At 37.8% G+C, this 18053-nt stretch carries 17 protein-coding genes and 1 pseudogene; 9 read left to right on the top strand and 9 right to left on the bottom strand.

Features of this window, described 5'->3' with window-relative positions:
• Positions 1-1243 (top strand): annotated as a pseudogene (locus C9J29_RS24795) (collagen-like protein); the annotation flags it as partial.
• A gap of 140 nt (positions 1244-1383) precedes the next feature.
• Here C9J29_RS24795 and hemY read toward each other — a convergent pair.
• From hemY to hemE, 3 genes are all read right to left on the bottom strand, one after another.
• Positions 1384-2805, bottom strand: a complete 1422-nt coding sequence (gene hemY / locus C9J29_RS20035) for a protoporphyrinogen oxidase (RefSeq protein ID WP_008173311.1) — start codon at positions 2803-2805, stop codon at positions 1384-1386.
• 14 nt (positions 2806-2819) lie between these two features.
• Complete coding sequence (gene hemH, locus C9J29_RS20030; RefSeq protein ID WP_107922682.1) at positions 2820-3740, bottom strand: ferrochelatase; 921 nt, start codon at positions 3738-3740, stop codon at positions 2820-2822.
• Between the two features lie 148 nt (positions 3741-3888).
• Positions 3889-4938 (bottom strand): uroporphyrinogen decarboxylase, encoded by a 1050-nt coding sequence (hemE, locus tag C9J29_RS20025; RefSeq protein ID WP_096364806.1) that lies wholly within the window; start codon positions 4936-4938, stop codon positions 3889-3891.
• 413 nt (positions 4939-5351) lie between these two features.
• On the opposite strand from hemE, the gene C9J29_RS20020 reads away from it, so the two are divergent.
• Positions 5352-5867 carry an antibiotic biosynthesis monooxygenase family protein gene (locus C9J29_RS20020; protein WP_008173317.1) on the top strand — a complete coding sequence of 172 codons (516 nt, stop codon included), beginning with the start codon at positions 5352-5354 and terminating at the stop codon, positions 5865-5867.
• Positions 5868-5924: 57 nt separating this feature from the next.
• Here the strand turns inward: C9J29_RS20020 and C9J29_RS20015 are convergent, their stop codons facing one another.
• Both C9J29_RS20015 and C9J29_RS20010 read right to left on the bottom strand, forming a co-directional pair.
• Positions 5925-7106 carry an ABC transporter permease gene (locus C9J29_RS20015; protein ID WP_008173319.1) on the bottom strand — a complete coding sequence of 394 codons (1182 nt, stop codon included), beginning with the start codon at positions 7104-7106 and terminating at the stop codon, positions 5925-5927.
• Positions 7090-7839 carry an ABC transporter ATP-binding protein gene (locus tag C9J29_RS20010; RefSeq protein WP_008173321.1) on the bottom strand — a complete coding sequence of 250 codons (750 nt, stop codon included), beginning with the start codon at positions 7837-7839 and terminating at the stop codon, positions 7090-7092. Before C9J29_RS20010 ends, C9J29_RS20015 begins: the two co-directional genes overlap by 17 nt.
• Before the next feature lie 104 nt (positions 7840-7943).
• Between C9J29_RS20010 and C9J29_RS20005 the strand changes: the two genes are divergently transcribed.
• The 6 genes from C9J29_RS20005 to C9J29_RS19980 all read left to right on the top strand — a co-directional run bounded on the left by C9J29_RS20005 (position 7944) and on the right by C9J29_RS19980 (position 11269).
• Positions 7944-8357, top strand: a complete 414-nt coding sequence (locus C9J29_RS20005; protein ID WP_089987027.1) for an HIT family protein — start codon at positions 7944-7946, stop codon at positions 8355-8357.
• A gap of 150 nt (positions 8358-8507) precedes the next feature.
• Complete coding sequence (locus tag C9J29_RS20000; protein ID WP_036120328.1) at positions 8508-9044, top strand: tryptophan transporter; 537 nt, start codon at positions 8508-8510, stop codon at positions 9042-9044.
• 133 nt (positions 9045-9177) lie between these two features.
• Positions 9178-9573, top strand: coding sequence for a YtxH domain-containing protein (locus tag C9J29_RS19995; RefSeq protein ID WP_025117254.1), 396 nt, complete (start codon positions 9178-9180; stop codon positions 9571-9573).
• A 157-nt stretch (positions 9574-9730) separates the two neighbouring features.
• A complete protein-coding gene (locus tag C9J29_RS19990) occupies positions 9731-10291 on the top strand; it encodes an HTH-type transcriptional regulator Hpr (protein WP_107922681.1) in 561 nt (186 codons plus the stop codon).
• A 176-nt stretch (positions 10292-10467) separates the two neighbouring features.
• Positions 10468-11013, top strand: coding sequence for a DUF3267 domain-containing protein (locus C9J29_RS19985; RefSeq protein WP_008173333.1), 546 nt, complete (start codon positions 10468-10470; stop codon positions 11011-11013).
• A gap of 70 nt (positions 11014-11083) precedes the next feature.
• Positions 11084-11269 carry a hypothetical protein gene (locus C9J29_RS19980; RefSeq protein ID WP_008173337.1) on the top strand — a complete coding sequence of 62 codons (186 nt, stop codon included), beginning with the start codon at positions 11084-11086 and terminating at the stop codon, positions 11267-11269.
• 178 nt (positions 11270-11447) lie between these two features.
• Here the strand turns inward: C9J29_RS19980 and C9J29_RS19975 are convergent, their stop codons facing one another.
• The gene (locus C9J29_RS19975) at positions 11448-11552 is read right to left on the bottom strand and encodes a YjcZ family sporulation protein (protein ID WP_004230765.1); all 105 of its coding nucleotides are present in this window, start codon (positions 11550-11552) and stop codon (positions 11448-11450) included.
• Between the two features lie 143 nt (positions 11553-11695).
• On the opposite strand from C9J29_RS19975, the gene C9J29_RS19970 reads away from it, so the two are divergent.
• The gene (locus C9J29_RS19970) at positions 11696-12676 is read left to right on the top strand and encodes a peptidylprolyl isomerase (RefSeq protein ID WP_008173345.1); all 981 of its coding nucleotides are present in this window, start codon (positions 11696-11698) and stop codon (positions 12674-12676) included.
• A gap of 87 nt (positions 12677-12763) precedes the next feature.
• Here the strand turns inward: C9J29_RS19970 and C9J29_RS19965 are convergent, their stop codons facing one another.
• The 3 genes from C9J29_RS19965 to C9J29_RS19955 all read right to left on the bottom strand — a co-directional run bounded on the left by C9J29_RS19965 (position 12764) and on the right by C9J29_RS19955 (position 18053).
• Positions 12764-14068 (bottom strand): methyl-accepting chemotaxis protein, encoded by a 1305-nt coding sequence (locus C9J29_RS19965; RefSeq protein WP_090003267.1) that lies wholly within the window; start codon positions 14066-14068, stop codon positions 12764-12766.
• A gap of 164 nt (positions 14069-14232) precedes the next feature.
• On the bottom strand, positions 14233-15168 hold the full coding sequence (gene yhaM, locus C9J29_RS19960; protein WP_008173348.1) for a 3'-5' exoribonuclease YhaM: 936 nt from the start codon (positions 15166-15168) through the stop codon (positions 14233-14235).
• The gene (locus C9J29_RS19955) at positions 15165-18053 is read right to left on the bottom strand and encodes an ATP-binding protein (protein ID WP_164908740.1); all 2889 of its coding nucleotides are present in this window, start codon (positions 18051-18053) and stop codon (positions 15165-15167) included. The genes yhaM and C9J29_RS19955 overlap by 4 nt, the downstream gene beginning before the upstream one ends.

Genomic DNA, 18053 nt, shown 5'->3' with positions numbered 1-18053 from the left:
CGGTTCTACTGGAACTACAGGCTCTACTGGTGTTACCGGAGCTACGGGTGTAACTGGAACTACTGGCGCTACCGGTTCTACTGGAACTACTGGCTCTACTGGTGTTACCGGAACTACTGGAACTACTGGCTCTACTGGTGTTACCGGAGCTACCGGAGCTACCGGTGTAACTGGAACTACTGGCGCTACGGGTGTAACTGGAACCACTGGTGTAACTGGGGCTACTGGTGATATCGGAGCTACAGGCTCCACTGGCGCTACCGGTTCTACTGGACCTACTGGCGCTACTGGCGCTACTGGCGCTACGGGTGTAACTGGGGCTACTGGTTCTACTGGTGATATTGGACCTACTGGTTCTACTGGTGTTACTGGTTCTACGGGGGCTACTGGCGTTACTGGAACTACAGGTGTAACTGGAACTACTGGTTCTACTGGCGCTACTGGTGTTACTGGAACTACTGGTTCTACTGGCGCTACTGGTGTTACCGGAACTACCGGCTCTACTGGAACTACAGGTTCTATAGGCCCTACGGGTGTAACTGGAGCTACTGGTGCTACTGGTGCTACTGGTGCTACTGGTGCTACTGGTGCTACTGGTGCTACTGGTGCTACTGGCGCTAATGGTATAACTGGAACCACAGGTTCTACGGGTGTAACTGGAACTACCGGGGCTACTGGCGCTACAGGAGCTACAGGTACAACTGGGGCTACGGGTACAACTGGGGCTACTGGTATTATTGGAGCTACCGGGGCTACTGGACCTGCGTTTACTGAAGGATTCTCTGCCTTTAAAAACACGTTGGTTGTTAGTGGATCTACTTCAATCACTAACTGGAGTGTCGCGTCACCATACTTTACAACACCTGCATTCAATCCAACAACTGGCATATTCACTGTACCAACTACAGGTAGATATTCCTTTGAAGCAACCATTAACTACTCCACTACTGCGGCCATTAGTGTTACTTTAGGAGGGGGAATAAACCCATCATTTGCAATTAGGCAAAATGCTACAACAAATTTAATTAGTGGCTTGTTCCCTGTACTAAACGTCAATGTGGCACTTGTATTAACTTTACGAGCAGTTCTTGGAAATGGCACAATCACTTTAGCAGGAGAAGTGAATTTAAATGCTGGAGATACGATTGATTTGTTCTATGAAGCCAATGGATTGACTATCTCTCTTACACTAGGTGGAGCTAACTCTGGTGGTATCGTTTGGTCATGTCATCGAATTTCTTAGAACTAGGTTATCTAGAAAATTGGATGTATAGATGTAGAAATAGCAAACTAAGAAATAGTTAGTTTGCTATTTCTTTTTGTCTTTTGAACTTACTTCAAAAAAAATAGTACAAACATAATGTTTGTACTATCGTGCTTCTACTAACAAAAAATTTCCGCCAACACTTCATCGGCAACATGTTTACCTTGTTGCACACATTCTGGGATGGATATTCCTTCGAATGAGCTACCTGCCAATTTTACAGTTGGAAAATGTTCTCGTAATTCCTGCTTTATCCGTTGGACCTTCGCCTCATGTCCAACGGTGTATTGTGGCATCGCATTTTTCCAACGTGTAACTACTGTCGTTATTGGTTCTCCATCTATACCGATAGTTTTATTTAAATCCTGTAGCACTGTTTTTTCAATCTCAGTATCTGATAATGCTACAATCGCCTCGTCACCCACTCGACCAATATAACTACGTAATAACACATAATCATTAGGTGAGGTACCCGGCCATTTTCGATTCATCCAAGTACATGAAGTGATTGAAAAATCACTATTTCGAGAGACATAAAATGAGAGTGCGTCTAAATCACCAAGCTGGTCCTTTTTAAATGCCATTGTAACGGTTGCGATAGTGGCAGCTTTCATTGTCCCTAGTTCATTTAACAAATTATACTTACTGAACATCTTATCTGCCATATTAAAGGGTGTAGCAATAATGACCGCATCCGCTTTAATATGTGAGAAATTGTTTAGCATTACATGTACAGACCCATCTTTTCCATGCTCAATTTCTTCGACCTTGACACCTTTCATCACTGTCCCAGGAAGTAGAGATTCCTCAATACTTTCGATTAATGTTTCAAGCCCATTACTAAAGGTTTGAAATATCCCTTTATTTTCATCAATAAAATCATTACTTAAGAAATTTGTTCCAGCCTTTTTCATCCCTACTAATAAGCTACGATATTTTTGCTCTAGATGATAAAGCTGCGGGAAAGTTGAGCTCATGCTTAATTGCTCAATATCACCTGCAAATGTCCCTGCTAGTAATGGTTCCACTAGATTTTCAACAACCTCTGCGCCAAACCTTCTTCTAAAAAATGCCCCCAATGGTTGATCATCGTCTTGTGCTGAGCGGGGGATAAAAAAATCACCTGCCGCACGAACTTTACCGCTTAGTGAAAACAAGCCTGATGTAATAAATGATGAGATATGTGGCGTTTCTCCTGATAAAAGATGGCTTGGTATTGGGTATAACTGGCTTCCGACAGCAACATAGTTGGGTCCTGCGTTACTTGTCATGATTTTTTGTTCAATACCGAGATCCTTTGCTAAAGCATTTACATAATTTTCACGGTCAAAAAAAGATTCTGGCCCACGCTCAATAATAAAACCATCTTTTCTTAGTGTTTGAATTTTTCCGCCAAGACGTAATGACGACTCGACAAGTACGATATCTAATGGCAATTCTTTTGTGCTTGCTTGTTTTTGCATATAGAACGCAGCTGTAAGGCCCGTAATACCACCACCTACAACAACTACCTTTCGTCTTTTCTGAGTCACCAACATCATCACTTTCTTTTCGCTTAGCTTAATTTTTTATAAATTGCATCGACCATCGCATCAATAAATAAAGGATGTGTATTTGGCATCGACGGACGATAATATTTTGCGCCTAGTTCATCACAAACGACTTTACATTCAAAATCATTATCATATAACACTTCTAAATGCTCTGTTACAAAACCTACTGGCGTATAAACAAATGAACGGAAGCCTTTTTCTTCATAAAGCTCACGTGTTAAGTCTTGAACATCTGGACCAATCCAAGGCTCTGGTGTCTGTCCTGCTGATTGCCAGCCGACCTCAACGTTTTTCAAACCAGTTGCCTCTTGAATAAGTCGAGCTGTTTCAATTAATTGATCCTCATAAGGGTCACCTAAATCTTTAATTTTTTCAGGAAGTGAATGAGCTGAAACGATTAAACATCCTGTTTCACGTTCTTCTTCAGACATTGACTTAAATGTATCATTAATTTGTTGTTTCCAATACTCAATAAATTTAGGTTCATCATACCAAGATTCTACTGATGTAATCGTTAAGCGATCTCCTGCTGCTTCCACAGCACGGCCATTATAAGATTTAATAGAGAATGTTGAGAAATGAGGAGCTAAAACAATTGATACCGCTTCTTTGATGCCCTCTGCCACCATTTGCTCTATTGCGTCTTCAATAAATGGATGAATATGCTTTAAACCAATAAACAATTTATATTCTACAGCACCCTGAACTTCATTTAAACGTGCACATAACGCTTCAGCTTGTGCCTGTGTTGCTGCTGCTAAAGGAGATAAACCTCCAATTGCTTCATAGCGACTACGTAAATCTTCTAAATGCTCTTCCGAAGGTTTGCGACCATGACGAATATGTGTATAGTAAGGTTCAATATCCTCTTCTTTATAAGGTGTCCCGTATGCCATTACCAATAAGCCTTTAACTTCTTTCATTACCCTTTTCACCTCTAAAATTGTTTTATGTTTTTATACATTATGTGATAAAAAGAAGCTGTCCAATCTATGATGTTGGACAGCCCCCTTTCTATGATGAAAATTTCGTACATAGAAAAGGACATATTTCACATTTGAATCCGCTTTTTTAAGAACGAGCTTGAATTTGTTGTGCACTATATTCATGAATAAGTGTCGTTAAACGCTTTAAGACCTCTGGATCAACCTCTGGGAAAACACCATGACCTAGGTTAAAGATATGACCTGGCATTTCTAAACCTTGATCGATAATATCCTTAGTTCGTTTTTCAATGACTGACCAATCTGCCAATAATAGCGATGGATCAAGGTTACCTTGGACTGGTTTTGTAATACCATTCGCGCGTGCTTCTTTTATTGGTAAACGCCAGTCTAAGCCGACAACATCAATCGGTAAATCATTCCATTCCTTCGCTAAATGACTTGCCCCGACACCAAATTGAATCAATGGTACATTTTCTTTTTGTAATTCCGCAAAAATTCGCGTCATAATTGGTTTTATAAATACACGGTAATCTTCCACATTTAAAGCGCCCACCCAAGAATCAAATACTTGGATTGCTTTTGCACCAGCTTTAATTTGGGCAGTGACATCTGCAATAATCATGTCAGCCAGTTTATCCATTAATGCAAACCAAGCTTGTGGTTCTGACACCATAAATGACTTTGTTTTGTTATAGTTTTTAGAAGGACCACCTTCAATCATGTAGCTGGCAAGTGTAAATGGTGCTCCAGCAAAACCAATCAACGGGACATTTAATTGCTCTTCTGTCAAGATTTTAATAGTCTCTAATACAAATGGTGTATGCTCTTTAGCATTGAATTCACCTAAATTATCAACATCTGCAACTGAACGAATTGGATTAGAGATAACAGGACCAACACCTGCTTTAATTTTTACATCTACGCCAATTCCAGGAAGAGGTGTGACAATATCTTTGTATAATATAGCTGCATCAACATTGTAATTTTCTACAGGTAGACGAGTGACATATGCACATAGCTCAGGTTGATGTGTAATTTCTTCTAATGAATATTTTTCTTTAATGGCACGATATTCTGCCTGAGAACGTCCTGCCTGACGCATATACCATACTGGCGTGTGTGTAGTTTTTTCTCCACGAGCAGCACGCAGAAGTGTATCGTTAAAAGTTGTCATGAATAATTCCTTCCCCTCGATAAATTCATTACTATCCATACGCCCTGGCGTAATTGTGTCCAGATTTCTTGCTCTTTACTCTTCTCTTCAAAATCTGCAATATCGACCAGAGGCTTTATCTTGAATCAGTGGGTTCACCACTCTCTATAGCGGAAAGAGTCTTCTGTGTTTTATACTTCGATTTCAGTACAAAAAACCTTTGCTGAGTCAAGAAAAAAATGTATTATTTATTCCTTTATTATTGATATCCGTTTCCAATAGTAAACGCTTCCTCTGTTATTGTATAGTTTTCCTAGTGAAATGTCATAAAATTGTTCATTCTAGACAGATTCTTTTTGGACAAAGCGTTAGACTTATGCTGAAAAGGGTATAATCACGCTATAATTAGTAAGATTCATAAGGAGGATAAATTGATGAATATTTATTTAACTTCTGGTACTGGTGATTTTTTAGAACAACTGAAAAATAAGTATCCAAATGAGCATATGATCTTAATTCATGGAGAGGGAAATTCTGTATTAATTCATGAAACAGAAGGGAAATCTGTTTTTGCCACACCTCGCAAATTTGAAGTGTTAGATTCGGTAAATGAGCTAGAAGAACGTGGATTCTTTGTTCTTAATAATATTCCTGTAACAGATGAAGGACGCCCTGTTTTCGAGCATCGCTTTTTACAACGTTCACATGCCATTGAGGATGAGCCAGGCTTTGAGTCCTACAGATTACTTCGTCCCATCAAGGATGACACTTATATTGTCATGACTCAGTGGCATGGACCACATTCATTCGAAGCATGGAAAAGCTCTAAAGCCTTTGAAAACGCACATGCAAAAAGAGATGATTCCAGTGGTGTAAATCAGCAGAACATCTTCTCGGCAGCTTCCTATGTAACAACTTATAGTGCTATGCCAAAAGAGGATACAGAATAGATCTACAACAAATAAAAGCTCATCTTCTCAGCACAGGCTGGGAAAATGAGCTTTTCATTATTTAGATACTTTCGCAGTCAATTCACTAATTACTAAAACAATGACAACTACAATATAAAACATCGGCTGTGTAATCGCACATAATCCTACGATGATCGCTTGTGTAATCATAGCTAGACGTACAATTTGCTTCACAGCTAGTTGACGAGCATTATCCGGCAACGGAAACAGCATGTCCATGCGGAATTCCCCACTTGAAAGTAATGCTTGTTTTAATTGGATAGTCGTTGCAAAGCTTAGTGCCGCGGCAACAATCCATGTAACTATTGGAATGTCTACAAATGCTGCAATTACTGCTGAAATGGCCGTAAGACGGAGCCATAAATAAAAATGATCATCTGTACGGACAAAAGTGCGAAATACTAAATACTTTTGAGCGTTATTTTTACCATATGGAACGAATTTATAGAGCCAGTCCATCCAGCCTCGACGTCGGATGCTTCCATGTAAATGGGGTACATCTGTAAAATAATTTGCGAAACGATAAAAGCTCATCATTCGATTTTGCTCAAGCTTTACAAAATGTTCGTAAGGTACTGGTTCTCCTACAGATTTTTTTCTAAAGACAATAATATAAATAACACTTATGACTGTAGCAACAATTGATAGGAGCAACTGAGCTTGCAGCCCCATATAAACAGCGGCAGCAAATATTATTGCTCGAATCAGCCTGTCCACCCAAACCATTTGACCACGTTCACTATATCGATAGCTGAATTCTCCTCGTACACTTATATATTTCAGCACAATCACAAGTAGGAATATCGACCAAATGTCAGCCGTTGTTAAATCCGTCACTGCTTTTAATAGTGGAATACTAACAATGTAGACGATCGCTACAATCCAAACCTGAGACCAAAATGTCCAAGCCAGTGCCTTGCTAAAATACAGCGACATTTTTGACTCTAGGGGCAATAGGTACACTTGGTCTGGCTCTCTCAAAAGCGTAGTAGGGCGACTAAAGGCTAATAAAACGCCTATAAAAACAGCAATAAGTATTTCAGCTGGGAAATCTGTCTGTACAACTTTCAACCATTCACTATATTGGTAGCCTCCTGCTCCAATTAGAAATACAAGTACAATGGCAATATGCCCTGTAAAAATAAATTGCATATATTTTTGTACTTCTCCTATATAATGCATGAAGCGAGAGGACCATACATCACGCAAGTTCTTCATGGTCCCGCTCCTTTGTCATTGCAATATATAGATCGTCCAATGTTGCATTGGGCATCGCAAATGTTTGTCGCAAATCTGCCATCGTTCCTTGCGCTCGAACTCTTCCCTCGTGCAATAATATAATTCGATCACAATGCTTTTCGGCAGTCGATAAAATATGCGTAGACATTAATATGGAAGCACCTTCTTTTTTCTTCTCATCCATTTGATCTAATAATGATTGAATTCCGAGTGGATCTAACCCCACAAAAGGCTCATCAATAATATAAAGACTAGGATTCACTAGAAATGCACACATAATCATAACCTTTTGACGCATTCCCTTTGAAAAATGTGATGGGAACCAGTTTAATCTTTTCTCCATTCGAAATTCCTTTAAAAGTACTTCAGAACGAGCATCTAGAGTTGCCTTATCAATACCGTAAGCCATCGCTGTTAATTCTAAATGTTCCCTCAATGTTAGTTCATCGTAAAGCACAGGGGTTTCAGGGATATAAGAAAAGGCTGTACGATACTTGTCCGTATCTTCCTTTAACGTTACCCCATTAAGGTAAATATCCCCTTCTTTTGGCAACATTGTTCCTATTATATGTTTAATCGTTGTACTTTTACCGGCCCCATTCAAGCCAATTAAGCCAACAAGCTCTCCTTTTTCAATAGTAAAAGATAAATCTTTAATAACAGGTTTTCTTGTATATCCGCCTGTCACATGCTGTACCTCTAATACTGACATAACCTCACTCCTCTTCTTGTTTTATATTTTATCAAAAATTAGCAAATGATACAGGTTTGAGTATGATAGAATGAATTTACATATACGATAAGGGGGAAATTCTCATGAGCGATTGCCTATTTTGCAAAATTATCGATGGATCCATTCCAAGTACAAAAGTGTATGAAGACGATCATGTCTATGCATTTACAGACATTTCACCAGTTGCAAAAGGTCATACTTTACTAATTCCAAAGCATCACTGCCAAGATCTATACGAAATGCCAGAGGATGTTGCACGCAACTTATATGCTGCGGCACCGAAAATTGCGAATGCCATTAAGGCAGCGTTTGAGCCAATCGGTTTGAATACGATTAATAATAATGGGGCAGCGGCTGGACAAACTGTGTTCCACTATCATCTACATTTTATTCCTCGTTATGACGAAAAAGAAGGCTTAGGTTTAGTTTGGCAAACACAAAAATATTCACCAGAACAATTGACTGAAGTGGCAGAAAGTATTAAAGCCAACCTATAACGTTTTTTGTAATATATTAACATTTTAATAACCCACATACTGTATTGCAAATATAAAAATTTTAGCGTACAATCACAAATAAGTTTCGCTAACGGTCAAGAGGACACGTTGGGAAACTAATAGATTAGCTCAGTCGAGGAGAGATAAAAAATGAATACAAAGAATTTAGTATTAATGGCCCTTTTAGTTGGGATCGGTGCGGCACTATATGTCGTTACACCAGGAATGATTAACGGCATGAAACCCGATTTCATGTTAACAATGATGTTTATTGGCATATTATTGTTTCCTACAGTGAAAGAAACGTTTTTACTTTCGCTAGCAACAGGTGTACTTTCAGGTTTGTTTACAACATTTCCTGCCGGTCTAGTTCCAAACATTATTGATAAAGCTGTAACAGGCTTTGTGTTTTTAGCTGCTGTAATTGTTCTAAAAAAGATAGCAAATAGTTTCGCTGTCTCTGCAGTTTTAGTTGGTTTGGGTACTATCCTATCAGGTACGGTCTTTTTAGCAGTGGCACTTTTTGTTTTCAATGCAAATGTAGGTGCAACGTTTGCGATGCTCTTTATTGGGGTTGTCCTTCCAGCGGTAGCATTTAATGTCGTTGCTTTTGCTATTATTTATCCTATTGTTGCAAAATTAGTGAAGCGCTCTAAATTTGTGACTGCCATTTCTCAGATTTCATAAATACTAACTTTAAAATAATCGAAAGAAACTGAACGGTGATGCTCTATCACTTGCTCAGTTTCTTTTTCTTTTTGTATTTATGCAATTCATGGTTTAATAGTAGTTAATCATGACAAGAAATGAGGTATATAATATGAAAGCAAAACCATTTTTAATTGGACTAGCAACAGGTATTATTGGTGGAACAGTTGCTGTGCTGTTCTCAACCCCACAATCAGGCCAGCAGTTACGCACAACGTTAAAACAAAATGCAGACCAAACAAAAGGTATGCTCCTTGATGTTAAACAACAAGTAGGGACTGTGAAACATTCTGTCAATACATTAACAAACGAAGTTAAAAATAATATCCCACAAATAATAAATGATTTAAAACAAACAATTACGACTTTTACAGAAGAAATAGAGCCAAATAAAAATAATTTGCAACAAGAATTAGATGCTTTACAGAATTCGATAAGCGAAATCGAGAAAAACATTGCACAATTCACAGAAAACAAGAAAAAACCGCAGGAAAAAATTAGCGACTAAAGTCCTTTCTAGATGCTAATTAATCTATTTTTTCATCAAAAATTATTGCTATAATATTATTTTTTAACCACTTTTCAATTTTTTAATTTTTCTAACTTTAAACTTTTTTTCTTTACTGCTATAATATTTTTAAAAATGTGAAAGAAAGCAGTAGGTGATGGTTTTGTCAGAGGAATTATACACACAAAAAGAAGCAATGCTCTACAGTCAAAGAATCGCGCAATTATCGAAAGCACTATGGAAAGCGGTTGAAAAAGATTGGCAACAATGGATTAAACCATATGATTTAAATATTAATGAACACCATATTTTGTGGATTTCCTATCATTTAAAAGGAGCCTCTATTTCTGATGTAGCAAAGTTCGGAGTCATGCATGTTTCTACAGCATTTAACTTCTCCAAAAAATTAGAAGAGCGAGGCTTCCTTAAGTTTTCGAAGCGAGATGATGATAAGCGTAATACGTATGTTGAGCTAACTGAAGCTGGCACAGAGCTTATTGTAGAGATGAATAAAAACTACCATAATACTTATCATTCTGTATTAGAAGGATCATTGGCCTTAAAAGACTTATACGGCCGTTTCCCAGACTCTTTAGACGTAATGGCTGTCATTCGAAATATTTATGGTGAGGATTTCATCGATATTTTTGAACGCTCCTTTCAGCATTTCCGTGATTCCTTTGACACGCTTGAAGAACGTCCAACTGTAAAAGGATAAAATAAGGCTATCGTACAGATATTTTCCTGTGGGTTCTAACTGTTCATTCAGAAATAAATCATGTGAAAGGAGGTATTTCAGAAATATTTCTGAAGTACCTCCTTTCTCTTGCATTCTAAGACAATTCAATTTACATTAAATAGGACACTTCCTATTTTCGGAGTTGATAATAAACCATGCATTGTTGGAAAATTTTAAATCTTGAACATCATTACGGCACTACGCGTATTATTATAATGGGTGTTATTACTTTCTTATCCGTTTTTTCAGTATCGTATGTGACGTTTAATTTATTCAACGAGGAGCATTATACAGATCGTTTATTCTGGCTCTTTGTAATAGCTGTATTAACACTTTATCCGGTTCACAAGTTTTTACACTTTCTCGCTCTTTACGATTTACGCCAGCATCTTAAATTGCGTGTCCGTACGCAATTTTATCTAATTCCAGTATTACACATGCGTATTCGTGAACCTTTATCCAAAAACCGTTATATACTAGCACTTCTTACGCCATTTATCGTTCTTAATACTAGTATTATAATAGGTACTTGGCTACTACCAGCATACACACATTACGGTACTTTGCTGTTAGCGTATCATTGTAGTCTATGTTTGATTGATATACTTTACGTGAAATATTTATTGAATTCACCAAAAAACTCACAAGTTGAAGAAACACCGAAGGGCTATGAAATTTTAGTTCCACCAACGGTTCACTAAATTGCTTGTACTTGTTTTTTAATGGCGTTCTTTGTTATGCTATTACTATTGAAAGAGGGGAGGAATAGACTTGCTATTAATGATTGTAGTTCTATTCTCGGTATTCTATTTATTTCAAATTAACCGTATGACATATGCTCTATGTATGCGACGTGAAATTCCCGAAGAAAACCAGCCAAAAATATTCCGAACTATAAATATACTTATTACCATTTTACTTGTCTCATTTTATATTGAAATTTTATACGCGGTATAACAACTGAAAAGTAAAATACATTCACATCCGCATGCGACAAGATAAGTTGAGTCCCCATAAAACAACTTACTCAAACCATTACTAATGGCTTGGATCTCTGGCATGCAGCGTGAATGTCTAACACTGTTAAGAAAAGCTAAGAGTTATTGGAGCTCTTAGCTTTTCACTGTTTTATTAATTAGTATAGGAACGCTGCACCAACGATAATTAATAAAATAAATAACACAACTAATAAAGCAAAGCCTGAGCCGTAGCCACCGCCACCGTATCCTCCGTTGCCCATAACTTCACCCCCTTTCTTTTCTATATCCTATGCGCTTCAAAAATTGAAATATAGGCAATACTCAAGGGGGAACCATTTTGTTTTTAAAACGTTTATGTTATAGTAAAAAATGGACGAAACCATGTTAGGAGAGAATATCCACTATGAAAAAAACAGTTTTATCTTTAACTTTAGCTGCTTCTGTTTTAGCGCTCGGTGCGTGTAGCGGCGGAGATAGCAAAGCAATCGTTACTTCTAAAGTTGGCGACATTTCAGTTGCTGACTTTAATGAAAAAGCCAAATCTTTAACAGGCTCATATGTATTACAACAATTGGTGACTGAAAAAGTATTGTCTGACAAATATGAAGTAACAGATAAAGAACTTAAAGAAGCTTATGATACTACAGCTTCACAATTTGGTGATGGTTTTGCACAAGCACTTGCTGAAAGTGGCTTAACAGAACAAGGCTTTAAAGATTCTTTACGCGTGCAACTTCTTCAAGAAAAAGCTTTAAAAGATCAAGCTATTAAAGAAGAAGATGTGAAAAAATACTATGAGCAAATGAAAACAGAATTAAATGGTCGTCATATTTTAGTAGCAGATGAAAAAACAGCAAAAGAAGCCATTGAGAAAATTAAAGGTGGCGCTAAATTTGCTGATGTAGCAAAAGAGTACTCTACAGATACAGCTTCTGCACAAAATGGTGGGGAGCTTGGTTGGTTCTCTGTTGGTTCAATGGTTGATGAGTTTAACGATGCTGCTTATGCCCTTGAATTAAACACTTTAAGTGAGCCAGTAAAGTCTAGCTTCGGTTATCACGTAATCGAAATTACGGACAAGCGTGACGTGAAAGATGTTGGTGCTTTTAAAGATGAAGAAGAAAAAATTCGTACATCGATGTTAAGTAAACTGAACCAAACAGGTGAAGCGCAAACTATTCTAAAAGATATCGTTGCGAAAATGGCAAAAGATGCAAATGTTAAAACTTCTGATAAGGATTTAAAAGATTCCCTAGAATTCTTTACTACAACAAGTGAAGAGCAAGCTAAGGCCGCTGAAGAAGCAGCTAAAAAAGCAGAAGAAAATGCTGCTAAGGAAGAATCTAGCGACAAAGCAGAAGATACAGATAAAGAATCTAAATAATTAGGATGATTGACCTTTTTCATTAAAAGAGCAACATTCTCAAAGAAAGGGAGCATCTTATAATACAGATGCTCCCTTTCTCTTTTGCTATTTTACTTTAAATTGGCTTATTTCGGCTTGTAAGTCATTTGACATCGTCTGGAGGACATTTGCTGCACTTGCAATTTCCTCGTTAGAAGCCGTTTGCTGCTCAATAGAGAGCGCGATATGCTGTATACCTGAAGAGGTGCTATTTGCAATACCTACAATTTCTTTCGTTGCATAATCGGTTTGGCTCGCCTTCTCATTTACACGCAATACTATATCTGTAACTTCCTTTGTACGATGGCTAATTTGTTGTAGATATTCTACAATATTTTTAAAGGCACCGCCTGTTTGTTCAACAGCCTCTCGCCCTTCCTCTACAAATTGTGTACCACTATTAATAGCATAAACTGCGCTTGATGTTTGGCTTAAGATATCATCTACTAATGTTCTAATATTGTCAGCAGCCTTCCCAGATTCCTCAGCTAGTTTTCTTACTTCATCGGCGACAACCGCAAATCCTTTTCCTGCTTCTCCTGCACGTGCTGCCTCAATGGAAGCATTCAATGCAAGTAAATTTGTTTGATCCGTAATGCTTGTAATGAGTGCCACAATTGTACTAATTTCCTTCGATTTTTCCCCTAATGCATTGACAACCTCTGTTGATTGGTGAACAGATTCATTAATAGTATTCATTTTTCCAATCGTTTGTTCAATTAACTGTAATCCTAAATCGGCCTTTTGGTTCGTTTCATTCGCTATATCCGCAACTGCCTGTACTGCGGATGAAGCATAATCCATATCTTTGGAAATTAAGTTAGCAGAATCAGATAATAAGTCCATTTGCTGCAATTGACCTTCCGCGCTAGCGGCAATTTCTCGAATTGCAACAGAGATGGTTTCAACTGTATTACTACTTTGCTCTGTAATCGTAGTAAATTCATTTGTATAAGCAGAGACATCCGTAGATGCTTTATTCGCCTTTTCAATAACTGAGCCGATTTGCTCTAACATATGATTAAATTCAGTCGATAATTGACCAATTTCATCTTTCAATTTATCATCTATACGTACTGTCAAATCGCCATCCGCAGCTTGCGTCATTGCTTTTAACACACGCTTTACACGCTTTAAGACGATATATCTTGTACATAAAGAAATAATTACTGTCCCAATAAATAGCGAAATAAATGTATTGATGGCAACACCTGCGCTACCATTTAACTCCACTACCTTTTCGATTTGTTGGCTAACGAACTCAGAAATATGTGAGCTAATAAATAAACTGATTCCAATAGCTAGTATCATTTTGAAAATCAAACTTTTCCAAAACTTTATTTTACGTGAAACAAGTCCCTCTTTATCCATTGTTTTTCCCCATTCCTATAAATTCTTCCTATATTCTAAAATAAATACAGTATTGGTACAATGGATAGGTACTGAAATTCCGCAGATATATAATTAGACTTATATAAAAGCTCGCCCACACAGTTATTTAGAAACGAAAATTTCACAAATAATGTGTTGAATGATTAAAATGTTGGCTTATAAAACGATCGGTTATCCAGAGGGAATAGTCGCTCTGTAAATTCACCAGGTGCCGTTTTACCTAATGCTCTAGTCAACATATTCATCTTAGCATCGATGTTATCAATATAATGTAAAATTTCTGCTTCTTGAACCATCGGCTTTTTTGGACTACCCCACTCTTCCTTGCCATGGTGAGATAATACCATATGCTGTAAAAGCATCACTTCTTCACCTTCGATTTCTAGCTCACTAGCAATCTTAGCAATTTCATTCACCATAATCGTAATATGTCCTAACAGGTTGCCCTCCACTGTATATGTCGTGGCAATAGGTCCAGACAGCTCCACAACTTTTCCAATATCGTGCAAAATAATACCTGCATATAACAGGTCTCGATTAAGAGTCGGATATAAATCAGCAATGGCTTTACCTAGTTTTAACATGGACACCATATGATCTAATAAGCCAGAAGCATAATCATGATGATTTTTAGTTGCCGCTGGAAAAACTAATATGGCGTCCTGATGTTTTTTAATGGCTGCTCTCGTCATACGTGAAATATTTGGATTTTTAATATCAAAGAAAAATTGATTCAACTCTTCAAATAGTTGTTCCTTTGGTGTTGCAGAGGAGGGTACTAAATCATGAATGGCAATTCCTTCTTCTGGCTTTGCCACACGAATGGCTTTGATGCGCAATTGATTTTTCCCTCTGTAGTCGTGAATTTCTCCGCCGACACGTACAATGGCTTCAGCATGATACATCTTTTCATGATCCTCATTTGTATCCCAAAGCTTTGCCTCAATATCTCCACTTTTATCTTGTAATATTAGCGACATAAATGGCTTCCCAACAGTAGTAACTCCTTTTGTCGCTTGTTTAATTAATAAATATTGATCAACTGCTTCTCCAACCTGGAGCGTTGTAATTCCTTTCATGTTGACGCCACTCCCCTTTCATTTGCTAGTGCTCCTACATCAATAATTTGCTCTTTCGGCCAATGTTTGAGCATTTCGTCATGGCAAGTAAAATATAAAATTTGACGCTCATATCCTACTTCTTTCATTAATTGTACCATTTTGTCTGTACGGTTTCGATCAAAATGGACAAACGGATCATCCATAATAATCGGGAATGGCGCAGAGGTCATCAACGTTTGGGCAAGTGCCATACGTAATGCCATGTAGGCTTGCTCCTTAGTCGCCTGTGATAATTCAACCATTTGATAACGAATTCCTGCCACATCTTTCGCAATAAAGTAGCCCTCTTCATGAATCGTAAGTTGATCGTAGCGCCCTCCAGTAAGTAATTGGAATATCGCATTAACCTTCGATAAAACATGTGGTAATTTTTCTTCTCGAAGACGAAATAATGTTTCATGAATAGCAGTCGCCACAGCTTTTTTCGTTGCCCAATGCTCAATCAATTGCTGTAACTCCGATTTTTCTTGTTCAAACTGTTGAAGCATTTGGCCATATTTTTCGTCATTTAATAACTGTTCCTTTTCAATTTGCAAGGCAGCACGATGTTCAAGACATCGGTCTATATCCACTTGCAAAGACGTTTGCTCCTGCTCTAAAACACGCATATTCTCCATAACAGAGTCCTCTATTAACTCATCGTGTTCAGATAAATTCAACGAGACTAGTTGAGCCAGAACCGTTTGAAGCTCTGTCGTAATTTTTCTCTGCTGCTCAAATTGCTCATATCTCTCATAATAATCTCGTTCGTTTTGCACCTGTGCTTCGTTCAATAGCTGTGTCATATCAGCGGTATAACGATCTATTCGTGTTTGTCCACTTTGTAGTTTAATCTTGATGTCAGCTAGCTGCGCTTGTGCTTGCTGCACTTGTTGTTGCTGTTGCTGCGCTTCCAGGTAGGCTGTGCGCAAATACATATATATTTCATGTTCATTATAAATTTCATTTAGTACTTGTTGAAGCTGTTCATAAAGGCCATTCTTTTCATCCTGAATTTCTTGCAAAAGGCTAATGGAACCGTCCCTTTTAACCGCCAGTTCTTGCACATTTCGTATGCGCATAAATAACTCTGGCATTAACGTTCTAGCGATCGTACCTTGTAAGCGATAGCGTTTTAAAAATTGCTGCAATGACTGCGTAGTTTCCTCACTCTCTAACTCTGCTTGCTGAATTTTATATTCTAATTGGGCATACTGCTGCTCCTTCTCGCTTTGCTGGTCATTGACATGTAACCAGCGATCTTCCAATCTTTGTTTTTTTAGGAGTATAGTTTGTACAGTCATTTCATCTTGCTCTAATTGTCGTAAGAGGTGACTATTTTCTTTATTGGGCGCCTCTGTGGTTTGTCTAACAAACTTCATCAACAATATTGTTATGATTGTTAAAACTACACCAATAATGGCCACCGCCACATTTTTTTGAATAACCCCATAAACAAATGACAATAGACCAATTAATAAAATCATCCAAGAAAAATAATTAGGCTGCCTTTGTTTAGTCCGTTGCGATTTGGCAGCACGCAATTGCTCAAGCCTCCGCTTTTGTTGAGGCCACTGTGCTAAAATATGTTCTTCTTCCTTTGTTAATGACTCCTGGTTTAACCTTTGCTTTTGTTGCGTTATGGCATCTAATTCTTGATGGATTTGCTCTAGCGAACGTAAATGAAACTTTAGCTCATCCTCCGCCTCTTCTAGCTTTTGTAATTGCTGTTGAAATTGCTGTTCCTGCTGTAAGGATACTGTTTCTCCAAGAAGAATGTTCTGTGCCTCTTTTTCTTGCACACCTAATAAACGAAACTGCGTATCAATTTCTTGCTCCAGCATAAAGAGATCATCTCGTAAGTTTTTCTCCTTCACGATCAACTGATGCCATGTTGCCTCCTTTTGCATAAGGCGGCCCATTTCATTTACGGTTTGCTCATTCACAGTAGCTAGCACTTTTTCCTGTAGCAATTGATATTGTTCTTTTAATTGCAGCAACTGCTGACTTTCGTGTAAAAGACGGTCCTTTGCTTGTTCATATCGTCTTACACCTTCTGCTGGAAATTGAACATATTGATCATCCCCTAATGCTTGCTGCAACATCTGTTGTTGCTTGATAAGAGGAAGGGCCTGCTTTTGAACCGTTAAGTATTGCCATTGCTGTTGTTGCTTTTTTTGAGTGGCATAAAGTTTCTCTAGGTTTTGCTCAAGAAGTTGCAATTGTTGTAATTTATCCTCAAATGTTTGGATCTTACCTTGCTCGAGTCTAATCGTTCGCTCCAATTGCTTTAACTGCTCAATTTTTTGATTAATTACTGGAACTTTACCTGTTTTCTTAAATAACTCGTTCGCTTCTTTATCCATTTTTTTCTCAAGAGCAGACAGGTGCTGGATACCTGTTGTGCCAGAGGAGAGGAGAAGATGTGTTAATTCCTCCTCTGACATTTTTTCAATGCCTTGAAGCTCATGCAAAGAAAATGAAAAAATAGATTCAAAGGATGCTCTAGAATAGCCATATAAAAGCTTAGCTAACAACTCCTCCTGTCCCGTTGTACCATCTTCAAGATAAACAGTAACATCACCTGAAGCCTTGCCTTTCACACGCTCAATAATGCAGGAACCATAAATAGGGTGTAATAGTGTCAGTTGACCACCAAACTTAGTCGATGTTTTTGGTTCATATTTGCGCTGAGTCTGCTGCCTTGTTGGAAAGCCAAAGAGCATCTGTAAAACAAATTGCTGAATCGTTGTTTTTCCTGCCTCATTTAAACCATAAAAAATTGTAACGCCTTCATTTAAGGGAATTGTCAGGTTTTGATGCTTACCAAAGCCATAAATTTGTAGTTTTTTGATTGTTAGCAT

This window comes from Lysinibacillus fusiformis, from assembly GCF_003049525.1.
Lineage (GTDB): Bacteria > Bacillota > Bacilli > Bacillales_A > Planococcaceae > Lysinibacillus > Lysinibacillus fusiformis.
The sequence above is the reverse complement of the archived record's forward strand: the minus strand, read 5'-3'. Positions and strand labels throughout refer to the sequence as shown.